At 32.9% G+C, this 16351-nt stretch carries 14 protein-coding genes; 3 read left to right on the top strand and 11 right to left on the bottom strand.

Translation table 11 applies throughout. The annotated features are described in order from the left end of the window. Positions 1 to 35: 35 nt before the first annotated feature. The 5 genes from BM201_RS09135 to BM201_RS09155 form a co-directional block, all read right to left on the bottom strand. Positions 36 to 905 (bottom strand): toprim domain-containing protein, encoded by an 870-nt coding sequence (locus BM201_RS09135; RefSeq protein WP_092541853.1) that lies wholly within the window; start codon positions 903 to 905, stop codon positions 36 to 38. A gap of 227 nt (positions 906 to 1132) precedes the next feature. Beyond that, positions 1133 to 2344 carry a primase-helicase family protein gene (locus BM201_RS09140; protein ID WP_092541855.1) on the bottom strand — a complete coding sequence of 404 codons (1212 nt, stop codon included), beginning with the start codon at positions 2342 to 2344 and terminating at the stop codon, positions 1133 to 1135. A gap of 89 nt (positions 2345 to 2433) precedes the next feature. After that, complete coding sequence (locus tag BM201_RS09145) at positions 2434 to 2721, bottom strand: helix-turn-helix domain-containing protein (protein ID WP_092541857.1); 288 nt, start codon at positions 2719 to 2721, stop codon at positions 2434 to 2436. A 185-nt stretch (positions 2722 to 2906) separates the two neighbouring features. Further along, positions 2907 to 3878: a hypothetical protein gene (locus BM201_RS09150; protein WP_092541859.1), complete on the bottom strand. Its 972-nt coding sequence runs from the start codon at positions 3876 to 3878 to the stop codon at positions 2907 to 2909. Between the two features lie 3 nt (positions 3879 to 3881). Further along, positions 3882 to 5210 (bottom strand): site-specific integrase, encoded by a 1329-nt coding sequence (locus BM201_RS09155; protein ID WP_092541861.1) that lies wholly within the window; start codon positions 5208 to 5210, stop codon positions 3882 to 3884. Between the two features lie 537 nt (positions 5211 to 5747). Between BM201_RS09155 and BM201_RS09160 the strand changes: the two genes are divergently transcribed. After that, positions 5748 to 6836: a site-specific integrase gene (locus BM201_RS09160; RefSeq protein ID WP_394333739.1), complete on the top strand. Its 1089-nt coding sequence runs from the start codon at positions 5748 to 5750 to the stop codon at positions 6834 to 6836. Between the two features lie 174 nt (positions 6837 to 7010). Here the strand turns inward: BM201_RS09160 and BM201_RS09165 are convergent, their stop codons facing one another. From BM201_RS09165 to BM201_RS18000, 5 genes are all read right to left on the bottom strand, one after another. Continuing rightward, on the bottom strand, positions 7011 to 7955 hold the full coding sequence (locus BM201_RS09165) for a hypothetical protein (RefSeq protein ID WP_092541863.1): 945 nt from the start codon (positions 7953 to 7955) through the stop codon (positions 7011 to 7013). Between the two features lie 10 nt (positions 7956 to 7965). After that, positions 7966 to 8964 carry a DUF4421 family protein gene (locus tag BM201_RS09170; protein WP_092541865.1) on the bottom strand — a complete coding sequence of 333 codons (999 nt, stop codon included), beginning with the start codon at positions 8962 to 8964 and terminating at the stop codon, positions 7966 to 7968. Further along, positions 8954 to 9679: a DUF3667 domain-containing protein gene (locus BM201_RS09175; RefSeq protein ID WP_092541867.1), complete on the bottom strand. Its 726-nt coding sequence runs from the start codon at positions 9677 to 9679 to the stop codon at positions 8954 to 8956. Before BM201_RS09175 ends, BM201_RS09170 begins: the two co-directional genes overlap by 11 nt. Positions 9680 to 9715: 36 nt before the next feature. After that, positions 9716 to 10471, bottom strand: a complete 756-nt coding sequence (locus tag BM201_RS09180; protein WP_139219183.1) for a hypothetical protein — start codon at positions 10469 to 10471, stop codon at positions 9716 to 9718. 1261 nt (positions 10472 to 11732) lie between these two features. Next, positions 11733 to 11942 (bottom strand): hypothetical protein, encoded by a 210-nt coding sequence (locus BM201_RS18000; RefSeq protein ID WP_139219185.1) that lies wholly within the window; start codon positions 11940 to 11942, stop codon positions 11733 to 11735. Positions 11943 to 12764: 822 nt separating this feature from the next. Between BM201_RS18000 and BM201_RS09190 the strand changes: the two genes are divergently transcribed. Next, the gene (locus BM201_RS09190; protein WP_092541873.1) at positions 12765 to 13097 is read left to right on the top strand and encodes a hypothetical protein; all 333 of its coding nucleotides are present in this window, start codon (positions 12765 to 12767) and stop codon (positions 13095 to 13097) included. Positions 13098 to 13443: 346 nt separating this feature from the next. Continuing rightward, positions 13444 to 14439, top strand: coding sequence for a family 43 glycosylhydrolase (locus tag BM201_RS09195; protein WP_092541875.1), 996 nt, complete (start codon positions 13444 to 13446; stop codon positions 14437 to 14439). Positions 14440 to 14647: 208 nt separating this feature from the next. On the opposite strand, the gene BM201_RS09200 is transcribed toward BM201_RS09195, so the two are convergent. Beyond that, on the bottom strand, positions 14648 to 16261 hold the full coding sequence (locus BM201_RS09200; RefSeq protein WP_092541877.1) for a glycoside hydrolase family 43 protein: 1614 nt from the start codon (positions 16259 to 16261) through the stop codon (positions 14648 to 14650). Positions 16262 to 16351 lie beyond the last annotated feature (90 nt).

The following is a 16351-nucleotide window of genomic DNA, read 5'->3' on the forward strand; positions in this document are numbered from 1 at the left end:
CACGAATTGTGCACGTTGCCCACGACTGGCTAAGCTCAACGCCCTATAGTTTCACTATTGATTAGATAATCATTTAAATCATTATAATCACTGTAATGAATACTACAGTCTACAGTCTTTTTAGGGGCTAGTTTTTGAATATAATTACAGGCTGATTGGCCGGCCGTATCGTTATCAAAGAAAACTTTGTTGTGCTTGTAATTGGCCAATAGATGTTCTGTTTTCTTAACAAGCGCAGTGCTATTAAGAATAATAAAATCTTCTTTTGGAATTCTTTTTTTAAGCGTTAGATAGGAAAGAAAATCCGACCAGGATTCAAAGAAGCAGACCGTTTGCGAATGGCTCAAAATGCTAGTAATACTTTTTTTAAACAAGCAACATTGAAACTTAAAGTATCGTATTTCAAAACCATTCAGGTCATTTTGGAAGCCTACACCGCTATATATTTTTTGATCATCAAATGAATAATGTACTTCTCTGCAAAACTTTTTTGCAAAATCAATGTTGATTTTACGATCTTTTATATAGTGCAATAGTTTTGGCGATTGTAGGTCACATACTTTTTGAATAGTGTATTTGTTCTGTTTATTATTAATCTTCGGTTGCTGGTGAAAAGAAAAAGAATAGTTACTATCGCTTAGGAATAAAAGAGCCTCAGAAATTGTACAATTTTTAAGTCTCATTACTAAATCAATTGTAGTTCCTCCTAAACCCGTCCCATGATCGAACCATACATTTTTTCGTTTACAGACTTTAAAAGAGGCGTGATTTTCAGATCTAAGCGGACTACAAAACCAAGCTTCATGAGTTTTGTTTCTTTCGGGTTTATATCCACTAGCTTTTAAAAAATCTAATAGGCTAATTTGTTTCGCTTTTGCACAGGAAAGTATATGTTTTGTTTTCATTTTTGTTGTGAGCTTTTATTTTCGTGATTTTTTGATGATTTGATGACATTTCTCTCTTATCCCAAGTATAGTGAGGGATTGCAATGTCATCACTTACGTCATCACTTTGTCATCACTTTTTATTTTTTTATTTTTCACTGCAAATTTTGTCATCACTTTTATTTTTGATGACTTACTGATGACAATTTTGATGACATGATGAGCCCTTAGTTTATAAGGGATTATCCTCAATTGTCATCAAAGTCATCAAAATTTGTAATAAGAAATTCTCGAGTTACGGTAAAATATCGTCCTTTAGTTTTTTTGGACTGAATATCCCCATCCTGCCAAAGACTAAATTTCTCATACCAACAGGAGTTGGTTTGATTGGTTAGTTTCCAGTTCCGCTTTAAGATTCTACGCATTTCATTTTGACTTGTTTTGATTCTTGATCTATAAACAAGATCAACGGCATCGTATGGACAAAGTTGAATTTCTTCCATCTCTAAGCGTTCCATGATCATATAAAGAATACTGGCTAGCTCCTTTTCTACTCGAGATTTATTGTTTTGTACGAGTCTGGTAAAGGCTTTGGTTTTGATTTGTTCAAAGCTAAACCACATTCTTGATTGCTTTCTTGTAGATAGCTTTCGCTGAGTCAGAAAGTGTAGAAAAGCCGGGATCTCTTCTTTTAAGTCCTCTAGCATTTCAGTTTTTTGGTGCTTCAAACGATTTATCTTTCTTACCCAAAAGCGCTCCGAAAATTCATCAATTTTTATAAAGTTATATTCGTTATTAGTGCAAATAATAAACTTGATAAAAATGTAGATTTCAACACGATCTTTACCCTTTGCTTCTAATTTTTGAGTATTGGATGTACTTAAATATTTAAGCTTCTCAGTAATCTCTTCCTGGTTAAAAAGTGTTTCATCCATTAGCCCAAGTAGCTTGCCTGCCCAATCAGTATTAAATTGGCTCTGAAAACTATTACTTTCGATGAAAGTTGCGTTTTCTTCATAAATGATTTTAAGCCACTTTAAAAAAGTGCTTTTACCCGTATTACGCTCATTTGAAACCAAACAAAGTATCGGGAGATGCTGAACAGGCATGGTAAACAATATCTGCAAGTAATCTAAGGCCAGTAGATATTGCTCACCGAAGAGATGGTTAATAAAACTAATTGTATTATTAATTGAGCCTTTTTTCGGTTTATGGGATATTGGATGATATTGATTGAACCTATTACCTATTACTCGCTGGTAATCGAGATGAGAAGGGACACAGGTAAATCCGACGTATTTAGGTATTTTATCCAAATACTTTTTGCCATGATCATCAATAATCGCTTGTTTGTTCCATTTTATGAGCGTTCTTATATTTTTCCCGTAGACTGTTGGAACATCATCGAATAAATAATAATCCCAACCAATTCTACTATAAGGAATTTCGTGATTTTCCATATACAATTGATTTGAAAACTGTATATTTGTCTTATACAGTTATTTAAAAATAATTTTGAAGAAATTACAAGCGTAAAGAATGGTACTCTTTACGCTTTTTTCCTTTTTGGATATTTCTCTAAGGAGTTAAATACCTCTTCCTTTATAAAATATTTCCGGCTATGTTTACCTCTATGAGGCAAGCCTTTTTTCATCCATTCGGTGAGTGTTACTAAAGATATATCTAACTCTTCAGCCATTTCTTTTTTAGTAAGCAATCTTTCTTCCTCTTTAGGTTTTTGATTTAGAAAATTCGTTTCTTTCAATATGCTATGTAATTCACTTCTTACAGCTTCTTTTATACAACGAACTAATGCACTTGAATCAAATAATTCCATAATTTGCTAAGATTTAATAAGCGTTAATAAATGATGAAAAGGATAGTGGCTAACTATCGTCAACCTTGCAAGGATGGAACAAACTTAATGCGTAATTGAAGAAATAATGAAGGTGAAATATTTATACCCTCAAAAAAAAAAGAGGGTAAATTAACTTTACCCTCAGACATAAATTTGGTGATATATTATTTTATTTTTTTTGGTAGGACTACTATCTCAGTGTAATAACCCTTTTTTGGTAACTCACGGTCATCGTAAAAGTAATTTTCAAGTGTTTTTATTGAGATACTCTTTCCATTAGAGGTGAAATTATTACTGATTAATTTAAGCCACGTTTTTTCAGCACCTGTTTGTAAAATTTTTTCTATTTGATTTTCTTCATTAGAAGTATTTGGTTCTTTGATTTTTTGTAGATTCTTAATGAGCGAAATAAAAGTTCCAAAATGACCTTCCTTAATGTTGATTTTACTTCCGGGTTTTACATATATTCTTTTAAACTTTATATTTAAATCATTATAACGTTTTTTCTCATTCTCGAATTCTTCTCTCAAACGTTTGTTTTCTTTCTGTAAAAGGCTTTCTGTTTTAAGGGTTTCTTTAAGATTGTTAACAATACTATCAAGTTTACTCTCTTGGTTAGGTGTTAGTCCCTTATCTATTTTGTCTAAAGATTCTAATTCCTTTTTTAATTGATTAAATGTATCTTCCTTTAAAGAATCGATTCTTTTACGATTTTTCCTTATATCTTTTCCAATGCTCGAAAGTTTATCTTTATCAGTCGTCGTTACTCCCCACTTATCATTGGAACGTAGCATTTTTATAAAAGCTTCATATTTCTCAATTTTATTATCTAATTTTTGTTTTTCTCTAGGTGAGATTTTCCTAGGATCTTTTTGATTGTATCTTTCTTTTTCCTCTTCGACTATTTTAAGTAATTTTCTAAAAAAAACTTCTTCTACAGCTTTGTCTTTGGTTTCTAAGTAATAGTTTTTATGATATTCGTATAAATTCCAATGTTTTGAGACATCAAGCTTAACTATCTTGTTCAAAAAATGCATATCCAAATGAGTTTTTGTCTGCCAAAATGGTATACCTAAATCATATTCATTTGGATTGAAATCAAAATTTTTACGGGGCTTGAAAAAATATCCTTCCATAATTTAAAGTTCGTTTAATGCGCTAATAAGAGAATCCATACTCGTAGAATTGTACTTCATTAGAGTTCGTATATCAGAATGTTGTGTTAGTTTTTGGATAAGTGGTATTGGGATTCCTTTTGATAACAAAATAGTAACAGCAGTTCTTCTTCCCATGTGACTACTCATAAACTTATATTTAGGCTTTTTTATGACCACTTCTTCTTTACCTCTAAACCGAACAATTTTCACATCTGAATTAATTTCAGCTAATTTTCCTATCTTTTTTAAATATTCATTAAATTTTTGGTTCGATATTTTAGGTAGTTCATAATCATATTTTTCTAATAATCTAAGCCCATTCGCAATATAACCGTTGAATGGAACAACGGTCATTTTCTTTGTTTTTGCTGAAACAAATGTCCATTTATTGTCTTGAAAGTCAGACTTTGAAAATTTCATGATATCTGAGAATCGTTGAGCTGTGTAAATCATTAAGAGGAAAAGATCTCTCACACGGTCGAATGAAGGTTGATTTTTCAAGTCAAGTTCCTCTAATTTTTTTATTTCTTCCAGATTCAATACTACTATTTCATTGTAGGTCTTCTTTTTAAAAGCTGAATTATGCTTTTCAAAAGTATAGGGATGCACATTTTCACCATTGCTGTGACACCACTTCAAAAAAGCACGAAGTGTAGAAATATATTTGTAGATAGTATCATTTAATAAGCCTGGCTCGTCTTTTAATGGATTATTCTTAAAGCTTAAGTAATTTTCAAAACTGATATAGAAGTCTTTGTTAAAGTCTAATAGTGATAGTTGTGTTTTTTCTCTTTCTTGATATTCGGCTAAAGCTTTAAAAACTGTTTTATACTCTTGCATAGTTCCAGAAGTAGCGTACAATCTTTTGTATTTTTTAAATTCACTTATTAAGTTATCTAATTTGGAACTGTTACTTTCTAATTTATCTTCATCGACTTTGCTGGTTAATAACAATTTATAATCGTTTTTAGATAGAAACTTGTTTCTTTCTAAGGCTAAATAAGCTTCTTTAACAATTTTAGAAGAAAGTTTATCCAGTTCAATATTAATATGAAGAGCATCTGAAGAGCTTGTCCGAACTCTACCTTTTGTGAAATCCCAATCTTTGGCTAATAGTTTTATCGACGTTCTATATTTTAATCTTGTATTTTTATCAGGTGAAAAATAAATGTAGACTGAAGTCGGTTTTGGATTGAAAAATTTTACTGCCAGTTTTTTTCTTTTTTCATCAGCATACTTCTTTTCCTTTTTGATAATATTATTATCAATTTCAGGGTTATATGGTCTATCTAAATAAAATTTACATCTCATCTTTTAACTTTTATAATATGCGGACACATTGCGGACAAAAAAACTTAATAAGTAGTGATATTATCCTTATTAACTTGAGTAAAGATAATTATAAAAATTAGTGTAACAGTCTATTATATAATGTTTTTAGAATAAATGATGATAAATTAAGTGCGGAGGTTCAAATCCTGTCATCCCGACTTTTTAATCTACCAAATTTTGGTTAATTAAGGGTAATTATATGGTTTTCATGTAGTTATCCTTTTTTAATGCGTTAAATTCTACCAAACTGCACCAGCTATAATGTGAGTTATTCGTGAGTTTTGGTCTTTTTCGTGAGTTAATCGTGAGCTTATTTTTTGTATCTTGTTTAGCCCCATGACCCTTAGTACATATTGATCGTTTTGGCTTTCAACCCTTAATTATTGTTTCATTTAAAAAACAAAACGATGCGTACCACTCAAACATTTATGATTTCCTTTTTCATCCGCAAGAAAAAAAATAAGCCGGAAGAAGCCCTCCTTTATGCCCGAATATCAGTTAACGGCATATATTGAAATGAGCTTAAAACGCAGTTTGGAAGTAAGCCGTTGGAACCAATCAGCCTGCAAGTTAAATGGCAGCAGTATGGAAAGCCAACAACTCAATAAAAAGATCGATGATACCAAGGCACTATTATATAAGGCTTATGACAGTTTGCAAAAGGAAGATCAGGTGATTACCGCCAGTGCAGTGAAGTCACGGTATCTGGGCATTGATAAAAAACATTACACCTTAACCCAATTACTGGATTACCACTCCACTAAAATGAAAGGTGTTTTGAAATATGGAACTTTAAAGAATTATACGACTACAGAAACCTATCTAAAGAATTATCTAAAAGAAAAACGTAACATCTCAGATCTTTATTTAAAACAGATCGATTACCAATTTACGCTAGGTTTCGAGCGATTTCTGCGTGATCTACCATCCTTAAGTAACAATGGAGTCATGAAACATATGGAGCGCTTTAAAAAGCTTATGCGACTTGCCGAAGATCTGGATTGGATTGAAAAGAACCCAGCTAAACGTTTTAAGCTTAGGTTTCATCATGTCGATATGGTGTATTTATCAAAAGCAGAATTACAGAAGATCAAGGAAAAGAAGTTTAAACGTTCTACCCTTAGCATAAACCGTGATATTTTTGTGTTTTGCTGCTATACCGGATTGCCTTACGGGGATGTACTGGAACTAAAGAAAAAGCATATTCAAATCGGTATTGATGGTAAAAAGTGGATTTATACAAGGCGAATGAAAACAAATACGTTGCTTAGAATCCCACTTCTGGAAGAGGCAGAAAGAATCCTAGAAAAATATAAAGAACACCCAAGGGTTAGTTCTAGTGATATATTACTTCCGGTGTATTCCAACCAAAAAACAAATCACTATTTAAGAGAGATTACCAAAGCGGTCAAGATCAACAAACAGCTTAGTTTTCATACGGCAAGGCATACCTTTGCGACGACGGTAACTCTAGCTAATGGTGTGCCCATAGAAACGGTCTCCAAGCTTTTAGGACATACTAAACTATCTACTACGCAGATTTATGCAAGGGTAATAGATTCTAAAATTTCGAATGATATGGATAAGTTGAGGGGAAAATTGTAGGAAGGATAGCAGAAAGCTACCCTGCTTTATATGTACCTTGCCAATCGGGATGTTTCGAAATTCGCTATTAATAGATCAAAAAAAACGTATGATTTCAATCAATATAAATGACTAGATGGAGTCAATTTCATACATCGAGAAATAAATTGAGTATAGATATACAGATTAATTTGTTTACATAGTTTGTTCCAAATCAACTTTTAATTGTGGCATCGCCTCACCAGGAATCAACTTATAAATAATTAGATGTTTATTATTTGTTTGTTTTCCATCTTGGAATATCGGAAAGCTCCGCTTAAGTCTACCTTTTTCTATCTCATAAGTATCATAGCCTTTATAGGCTCCATTCTTTAAATTAAATTCATTTACAGGAAAGTTTACCAGACTCATTGATTTTTTATGATTTGTAGTGAAAACAATCAGGTCTGATTTATGTGTTTCAAAATTCTGCAATTGTATAATTAATTCAGGGGCACCATCCTGATCGAGATCAGTTATTTGTGTGTTTACTATTTCCATATCTAAAGATTGCGTATAGATAGAATTATCTTTAGATAAACCCATAGGAATAACCTTCAAAACTTTTGCTTCATTTTTACTGGTAACATTGATCTCAAAATTAACCCTTTCGCTATGAAGATATTTCGAATAAACTCTTGGATCAACTTGAGCAGCATCTAAATTTCTTTCAATCATTCGATAAGATCCTTCGATACTGGCACCACCGGAACAGAAATATGCCAAATCCTGTGGTGATTTAGAGAAAATAGAAAGAGTAGATTTATTAAATTTAAATTGTACCGGTAAGGTTGTTTTTATAGATTGATAAATACTGTCATCTATCTTTATTGCAAGGCAGTGAAGTGTACAGGTTGGTCTTTTTAGATCTGCTCTAGATCTGATCGATACCTTTATTATGGTATCAGTAATTGAAGTTATTTCAACACCTACCCAGTCATAGCCGTCATTTCGATCTTCGTATCTGTCAGCTACATACGTACCGTCTGGAATTATATTCTTTTGGTGTAGGTCAATTAGATGCTCTTTATTTGGATCATTATTCTTGCAACTTAGACAAAGAAATAGGGAGAACACCAATATAAAAAATCTAAAATACATAATTTGTAATTTAAAATTGGTCAGCAATTCTCTTCATATTTTCAGGAGGATCTAAACGATAACCGATAAAAAATAAACCATACCACGAATCGTTTTGTATTCTAGTATCAATATCATTTTTATAATTTAAAGACTTGTAGGATACTCTTGCTCCCATAAGAAAGGTGTCTGTATTGAATCCGAGTTGAATACCTCCACCATATTCTTGGGTGAAGTATGTGTTATTCTCCCTTTCATTAATATTCTCTCCTCGCTGTCTATAACTCTCAAATCGGGTACCTAAACCTCCATATACATATGGCGACAAATTAAACATTTCAGCAAGAACCCAGTTATAGTAATAATTAAGATCTAAGCTTAGGTCAAAGTCCTTTTCTTTTCCCCTATAATCTTCAAAATTATTCGAAAACTCAGTATAGCCATAATTAAATCTAGGTACAAAGCTTCCGGTGCTATAACGCTGCCATTCTCTTTGATAAACTAAATTTTCTATGGAAAAATTGGGATTAAGAATATAGGCAGTGGATCCCCCGTAAAATGTACGTTTTAGGTCTGGAAAAAGCAAGTAAGGGTTTTCAGCAGTTAAGTTGTCGTTATAATCGTTAGAGTTTACAACATAAAACCCTTTCATACGCTGATAGGTTAACTGCTGTACAAACTGGCCTGGAAATAAAGATATACTGAAGTCTGAGTAACTACTTTCGCCTTTTTCCTCATCACCATGATTTCCGGGTAAAAAATCTGGAGTAAATGAATAAGATAAACTAAAAATCTTATAATCTAGTAGTAAGGTGAGCCGGAGATCATTATTCAAAGCAAGGTTTAATTCCTGATCAATGTCATCAGTCGATATATAATAATTCTCTAAATGAGAATCGACGTTTAATTTAATTTGCATTTTTTCAGCATAGGATATAATAGCCGAGGAATCCTTTTGCTGGGCTCTAGTAACCTGAGTAAAGCACGAGAAGAAGAAAAGGGGCAATAGAAAAGTTGATTTATAGAACATAATAGAGAATAGAGATTAGAATAATTAATATTAAATAAGATAAACCCAGACTTAAAACTGTTTTGATGATTAGCGTAATAGTTTTTAATTTGAAAAATTGAAAATAACACCAGCCAATAAGAGAGATATCTACGATCAACTGTATGCGAGTAATTAATTGGCGTATTTGAGGCTCTTCAGGTACAACATATAAAATGCTCAGAGTGACAGTATGAAAAACCAGTCTTTGACTTGCAGCATAAGTATTAAGAACAAAATGTTCTGAAAAGTTATATCCTTTTTTTTTAAATAAGATCCATGAGCTAAATGAAAACACGTGTAGCGTCATTAGAACATAGTACACATAATTCCCATCTAATGACTTAATAAGATGCATGGATCTCTCGTCTTCGCTGAACTTATTTGTAGTCTGGTAAAAAAGATCAATATCTAGATAGTGATATAAGAAACTGTAAATCGTGGATAATACAATGAGCATTGAGACCGGCATAAAATATCCAACCCTTTTACCTACAATATAATCCTTAATAGCGTATCCCGGGCGAGTGAATAGTTCTTTAATCGTAAAGAACATTCCGGAGTCGATATTAAAAAGCCCTAGCTGTAAATCATTGAATATAAATTCACGACGAATTCTTTTTACGGTTGCCTTTTGTCCACATTGATTACAATAGTTTCCTTGAAATCGATTATGGCAATTTTTACAAATTGTCATCAGCAGAATTCTAAATGTTAAGAGCCTTTGTTACTCCTATTTGTTTTTACTACCCCAAGGACATCTTTTAATCAGATAATTTAGGGTTCCATCATAGGTATCTAAAGAATTTCCAAACCCATTTCGGCTAACTGAATATAGATTACTTCCGGTATCAGAAAAGATATTTAGTTCTATGGAAGTGTCATAATTTGAAACTGTTGAAGAATTGTTGGAAGTAAATTCTTTCCCTGAACTTTTATTTTCTTTTTTATCTTTGTCCTTTTCGGTCTTATCTTTATATGTTGTACTGGAACTTCCATAGGAACGAGTACCTTCAAAACTAATATTGGCTGTTCCATAGACTACAAATTCAACGCCCAAAAGTTCAGCTACTTTTTGTGGCATCATAGTTTTAATACTGTTAGGGTCCAAATTGTTCTTTAAAAGTAGTGCATTAGTTGTCATGGGATCCTGAACTATAATTTGATGTGTATTCTTTTTAAAAGAATTGATTGCCGCATGTTGAATTTGACCAGACATGGCTTCGCTCATTAGACCTTGATCATTAGAAACCATTGTAAATGGCAATACCGCCAGTTTATTTTTCCGTTCAGCAGCGGTAGAAGTTGGTGAATTTGAAGTTTGTACCTGCGGTTGCGAAATAATCTGGGTACGACCACTTGCGAAAACAATTTTTTGAATGTTAGATTTCTTCAGCTCGTAAGTTAGGTCTTCTCCGGTGTAAACAAAATCTATACTGGTCTCATGTATTCCGGTTACTTTTCCGTCTTTAGTTTCACCGTTAATCATATAAATAACATCCGTTTTCTCTTGAGCAAAAATGTTTGAAGCAATGAAATTTAAAATAATTAGAACAATTGTAATAAGTGATTTTTGTAGGTTCATATTTGAAAAAGAGTTGATTAGTAATTACTAATATAGTTAATTTTTTAACATTTTAATGTTAAATTAAAATCATTGAAAAATAAATTTTTAAAACTAAGTGATAATATTCAAAGTAGTTTTTACTGATTGAATTAAGATTCTTAATCTTCAAAATGATACCGTCATTATCTTCCTAACTCAAATACTCTTCGCTTTATTAAAAGTAATAGTAAAAAATAACAATATCCTTATTGATTTTGTACGATCTAGGATATGATTTTATTGGTTTTTGGATCAGAAAGTAAAGCGTCATTATTTTTGATTTAATGATTAAATGGAGGTAATATGTTTATGAGATAGAAGTACTCATTTGAGAGATAAAATCAGTTTTATATTTATGCAACTCAAAATGTTTTCATGGATTTTTTACTGTAAAACCTCTGGGAAGCCCTAGAAATAGGTGATTTTTTACTGTAAATTTCACGGAAAATTGAAAATTCAGCTATTATTTGGGTAGTCCTCACCCTATTTCTCTTCACTCTGTTGCAGTCAAAACGATCCGTCGAAATGGTCTTGAACATAAGCCAAAAGCAAATAAAAATTTTAATTGATTGAAGCGGAAAATTTGCTTTTACCTAACGTTCGCTTTAGCAACATTCCGGTAAAGTTGACCGATCTGCATTGCATAGTTTTAAGCTTACTCCGATATTTTAAAACCTCACCTTTTTGATCTCAAAAGAACAGGTTTAGCATTAGCGGGTGCATAACCCGGTCAGCTTCGCTTTCCTATTTATAGCCCTTTTCCTAATCCTAAATCCTGTAGAAGAATCTATATCAAAAAGGTAATGTGACGGCTCTAAAAGAAGTAAATGAAATAATCCTAAAGCCTATTTCATTCGATCTTTAGTAGTGATTCAATGGAACGAAAAAGGCAAATGCTCGGGATAAAAAAAGTAAATGGAATTAATAACGCTTCCCCTTAAACATCTCTTTTTTTTAATTGCGACCAGGGGGAGCAATCAAGATTGTGTCCACAGATACACATCTTGAATTAGGATCTATATTAGAATTTTCCGTTGGATGGGAACCCGTGTCCCCATCATTGGAAATCCTCGTTTGGCATTCCCTTTTTTTTAGCTTTTCAAAGCTTAAGGAATAGAACATTATTTTAATTCAATAATCAGATTTAGGCAATTTCCTCCTTTTCCAATCCGAAGTCGTACCAGCGATTTTTATGATAAGAGACATGGAAAGAGGCCTGTGTTTCTGACCGCAGGGGACTCAGAAACCAGGCTTCTTTCACCATTGTTTTGCTGTGATAATGACCTAATTTAGCGAGTATGTGTACGATGTCTAAATTACGGTCTTGTTCACAGCATATTTTCTTTATTTTCATAAATGTTCTATTTTCTGGATTTTTTTGATGAATTGATGAGAAACCCTTTTTAGCCCTTGTAGATATTGAGCTGAAGCTGTCATCAAAAATTCATCAATTCATCATTTTTATTTTCAACAGCATGTTTTTATTCATCACTTTTATTTTTGATGAATATTTGATGAGTAAATGATGAGCCATTAAACCCCTATAAATACAGGGCTTAACCTTCCCCGTTCATCAATTCATCAAAATTCTCGGTCAGAAACGACCTTGAAATGTTAAAATAGCGGCCTTTCGCTTCCCGCTGCTCTATCGATCCATCCCCCCCACCATACCAATCTTTGATAGCAAAGTGTATTCCTTTGATTCTCCAATTTCCAGTAATTCTTCAACAGTCGTCTAAGCTGGGTAAGATTACGGATAATATTTTACGATTTAAGTATATTCGCTTCAGTGGTAATATTGTTATAAATCTTAATAAGACAACAACCGTTATTGGAAAGTGGAATGATCTTTCTGGTGGAGATACAAAAGATATTATCGAAAGTGGACTTTCAAAGTCGGCGAAAATTTAGGCGGTTTTAATGCATTATGTGAATCTCCAAATCCTACTTGGAATGATAGTCAGATCTGGAATTACATTAGCGAAACTTAGTTGAGAGATGCTGCTAGTCGCGGAAATATAATTAGAGTTGTTTTAGATATCCTATCATCAAATATTTGGTACTTTGTCTTTCTTCGTTAGAGAGCATAAGATATTAATTAAACCTATAAATGAAGGTGGACTGGGGTATACTTATGATTCAATAAGTTTTAGCTACATTAGATAAATATTAAAAAATGGAAAACAACTTAAGTTTAAAATATGTTGAACAAAGATGGGAGGGCCTTGAATGCTGGGTTGGTAATGATGAAATTTTTTGGGTAAGATTAGATTTCTTCTTAGAGTATTACATAGCTAAAAATGTTCTTTTATCACTTAAATACAAAAAAGAAATTAAAAATTTTAATATAGCGAAAGAATATTACCAATCGTTATATGAGAAATTTATGAATATTACCTTGAACGGGAAAAATTTTGATTATAGCAAATATATTAAGTGGCAAAAATTAAATAAACTAGAAGTTCAGCAAGCAGTTAAGCTGATTTCCTCTTCAAATAATGAACTTTAGATTATTTTCATGGTATTTTTTATTAATTTTATAATAGAAGTATCAAACGCCTTCAATATGTTCTGATTAAAATGTGAGTTAATCGTGAGTTCCAAAATTGGAAACCGCGGCAAACCATATAAATACTGCGGGTTTCAGAATGTTACAAGCGTTCTGTCATCCCGACTTTTAAAATTATCCGAAAAGAGAATGATCTTATTCATTCCCTTTTTTGTTTTGTAGTTTATAATTAGAATTATAGAAAAGCGCAATCCTGTTGAATAGAATTTATCGGTATTTTCAATAAATTTATACAAGTGTTTTTTAGTCTTTACAAAAAAGGCTAATTCAAAAAATCCAAAAAATAATGACCTGTATTTTTAAAAAATCAGTTAGAGCAATTTCAGTATTATTGTTAGTTGTACTGGTAAGTTGTTCTGAACAAAAGAAAAATGACATTGTTTTACAAGATCCGCTTATCGATGGCGATTTTGCAGATCCATCGATCGTAAAATACGAGGATAAATATTATATCTACGCCACGATAGATCCCTGGGGAGCAGAAGAACTTGGAGTTTTAGAATCAGATGACTTCGTGCATTGGGAGCAAAAGCATATTAACTGGCCAACAAAAGAACTTTGTACCAGTGAAACTTCTAATTCAAGCAATGTATGGGCTCCTTCCGTAATTCAGGGGAAAGATGGTAAGTTTTATATGTATGTGTCTGTAGGCAGTGAAGTTTGGGCTGGTGTGAGCGATCATCCTTTAGGTCCCTGGAAAAATGCTAAAAGCGATAATTCGCCACTTATTCAAGGCAATATGTTTCCTGAATATCACATGATCGATGCTGAAGTTTTTATAGACGATGATAAACAGGTGTATTTATATTGGGGATCTGGACTAAATTGGGTAAACGGGCATTGTTTTGTGGTTCCATTGAAAGACGATATGATTTCTTTCGATGAGGCTGAAATAAAAGATATTACCCCACCAAATTATTTTGAAGCACCGTTTATGGTTAAAAAAGACGGAACTTATTTTTTAATGTATTCTGACGGAAAATGCACTACAGAAACTTATAAAGTAAGATATGCTAAAGCCAATAATCCATTTGGGCCATTTTCTGAAGGCGAAAATAGTCCGGTTTTAACGACTTCTGAAGATAAATCAACTTTAGGGCCAGGCCATCATAGCGTATTTACTGAAGGCGGTCATGATTATATTTTATACCATCGCATAACCGATAATAGTGATCAATTGTATAGAGGGTTGACTATTGATAGTCTTAATTTTTCGGCTGATGAAATTGAAGTGGTAAGACCAGCCAAAACCTTGATGAATTTAGAGAAAACTAAAAAATAACTGCATTTTTAGTAGAATTTCGGTTTTAAAAAAAGGGCGAATTCTATAGAATCTTAAAGCAGAAACTTCAATAATTAGAAAAACGGCGTTATTGGAAAGCGCTTCAAATTCAATTAAATCTGTTTTTCCAAAAGGAAACCAAAAAATCGATACGTAGAAAACTAAACTCTAGGCTTATAATTCTTCACCATTCTACCGTGATTAAATCTTAATTCTTTTCAATAGTATAAAAATCGAAATCTACATATCCTCCCGGTTGCTCTGTAGCATAGTTAAATAAGCCGTAGCGATAGCCCATAAAATGTTTTGTAAAAGTGTAAATCATCTGTAGAGAATCTCCAATCTTCTGCCAGTTTTTACCATCGAGGCTGTAATAAAATTCAGCTTTATCTTTAGTGAAATCGCATGAAACTTTAAGAAAAACCTCGTCGTTGTTAAGCGGAATACTTTCTACAGCTTCAAAATGCTCACTTACGTTACTCATCATAACAATTCCCTGTTTTTCATCTTCATTTTCGATTCCTAAAATCGATTTTACCATCACGATCGATGTTTTTCCATCTTGCTTTTTTACACCTACGTAAGCATATTTGTTCTGAAAAGCAGTTAATCCAGCGATATCACCATTTTTCATATTAGCGACATTTATTTTGGTAGTCGCATAACTTTTTGGTCCTATAGTTCGCTGCGTTAAGGTGTTTTTAGCCGATTGTAAATTAGCGTCAATTCGACCTGTAGTTATTCGTAAACGCCCCGGATTTTCTAAGATTTCCCAATGATCATTATCTGGATTGTGATTCCATTGCCATACTAACGGAAGTTTAGGATCATTAGGTTTACGTTCAAAATCATCTGAAGCAACAATTGCCGGCACTTCAGTTTTTTTATTGGGTAGCTCTAAAGTCTCTGGTACTTTTCCGTTTTCACCCAAAACAAGCCAGCCATCTTTCCATTCTACAGGAACCAGATAAGGAATTCTTCCTATGCTTCCACGATCTCCAAAAAGCATCGCATACCAGTCGCCGTCTGGTGTATTCACAATACCTCCCTGTGCGACATGATCGTCTTGCAAAGCCAGGCGACCTTCGTAAGGTCCTGTAATTTTATCGGCTTTATGAATAATAACGCTGCGTGCCCATTTACTTTTGGGCGATGCAATATGAAAAATGTAATATTTGCCATCAATTTTAAATACCTGTGAACCTTCACCGGGAAGTCCGCCAACTTCATCTTCACCAAAAACCATATTCACATTTTCAATAATTGTTTTTTGGATTCCGCCGGGTTTAATGCCAGAAGCATCGGGCAGTAATTCTATCAGTTTAATTTCTCCACCGCCATAGATCATGTAGACTTTTCCGTCATCATCAAAAAATAGCGAATTGTCATGCAAAACCGGCTCAAAAGCAAAGGATTCCCAGTTCCCTTTTTCAATAGAATCGGTTTTGTAAACATGGGTTTTTCCGGTAGTGGCAGAAAAAGTCGATACATAAAAATGACCATCATGATAACGCAAACTACTGGCCCAGGAACCTTTTCCGTAGGCTTCTTCGTTATTTTCTAGGTTCATTTTGTCGTTTTCAACAAGGCGATCATAAGCATAACCCGCCATTTCCCAATTTATAAGATCCTTAGATTTCATGATAGGAAGTCCCGGGCTCATGTGCATCGTTGTACTGCTCATATAATACGTGTCTCCAACTCTAATGGTACTTACATCTGGAACATCTGCAAAGATCACTGGATTTTGCGCCGATTGGGAATAAAAATAAGTGCTGTTGAAAATAAGTAAGCTGAAAAAAATGACAAACGAGCGTCTCATATATTTGCTAATTTCTGCGGAATAATTTTTAAGCCGAATCTATCATTTGTAGATTTTAGAAAGCTGAAAATTTAGTCCTATTTGATCTAA

This window comes from Zunongwangia mangrovi (assembly GCF_900112105.1).
GTDB classification, from domain to species: Bacteria; Bacteroidota; Bacteroidia; order Flavobacteriales; family Flavobacteriaceae; genus Zunongwangia; species Zunongwangia mangrovi.

Coding starts and splice junctions, on each gene's coding strand:
- BM201_RS09195 (WP_092541875.1), top strand. CDS start 13,444: ATGACCTGTATTTTTAAAAAATCAGTTAGAGCAATTTCAGTATTATTG.
- BM201_RS18000 (WP_139219185.1), bottom strand. CDS start 11,942: ATGAAAATAAAGAAAATATGCTGTGAACAAGACCGTAATTTAGACATC.
- BM201_RS09160 (WP_394333739.1), top strand. CDS start 5,748: ATGAGCTTAAAACGCAGTTTGGAAGTAAGCCGTTGGAACCAATCAGCC.
- BM201_RS09145 (WP_092541857.1), bottom strand. CDS start 2,721: ATGGAATTATTTGATTCAAGTGCATTAGTTCGTTGTATAAAAGAAGCT.
- BM201_RS09170 (WP_092541865.1), bottom strand. CDS start 8,964: ATGTTCTATAAATCAACTTTTCTATTGCCCCTTTTCTTCTTCTCGTGC.
- BM201_RS09175 (WP_092541867.1), bottom strand. CDS start 9,679: ATGACAATTTGTAAAAATTGCCATAATCGATTTCAAGGAAACTATTGT.
- BM201_RS09190 (WP_092541873.1), top strand. CDS start 12,765: ATGGAAAACAACTTAAGTTTAAAATATGTTGAACAAAGATGGGAGGGC.
- BM201_RS09150 (WP_092541859.1), bottom strand. CDS start 3,878: ATGGAAGGATATTTTTTCAAGCCCCGTAAAAATTTTGATTTCAATCCA.
- BM201_RS09180 (WP_139219183.1), bottom strand. CDS start 10,471: ATGATTAACGGTGAAACTAAAGACGGAAAAGTAACCGGAATACATGAG.
- BM201_RS09140 (WP_092541855.1), bottom strand. CDS start 2,344: ATGGAAAATCACGAAATTCCTTATAGTAGAATTGGTTGGGATTATTAT.
- BM201_RS09135 (WP_092541853.1), bottom strand. CDS start 905: ATGAAAACAAAACATATACTTTCCTGTGCAAAAGCGAAACAAATTAGC.
- BM201_RS09155 (WP_092541861.1), bottom strand. CDS start 5,210: ATGAGATGTAAATTTTATTTAGATAGACCATATAACCCTGAAATTGAT.
- BM201_RS09165 (WP_092541863.1), bottom strand. CDS start 7,955: ATGTATTTTAGATTTTTTATATTGGTGTTCTCCCTATTTCTTTGTCTA.
- BM201_RS09200 (WP_092541877.1), bottom strand. CDS start 16,261: ATGAGACGCTCGTTTGTCATTTTTTTCAGCTTACTTATTTTCAACAGC.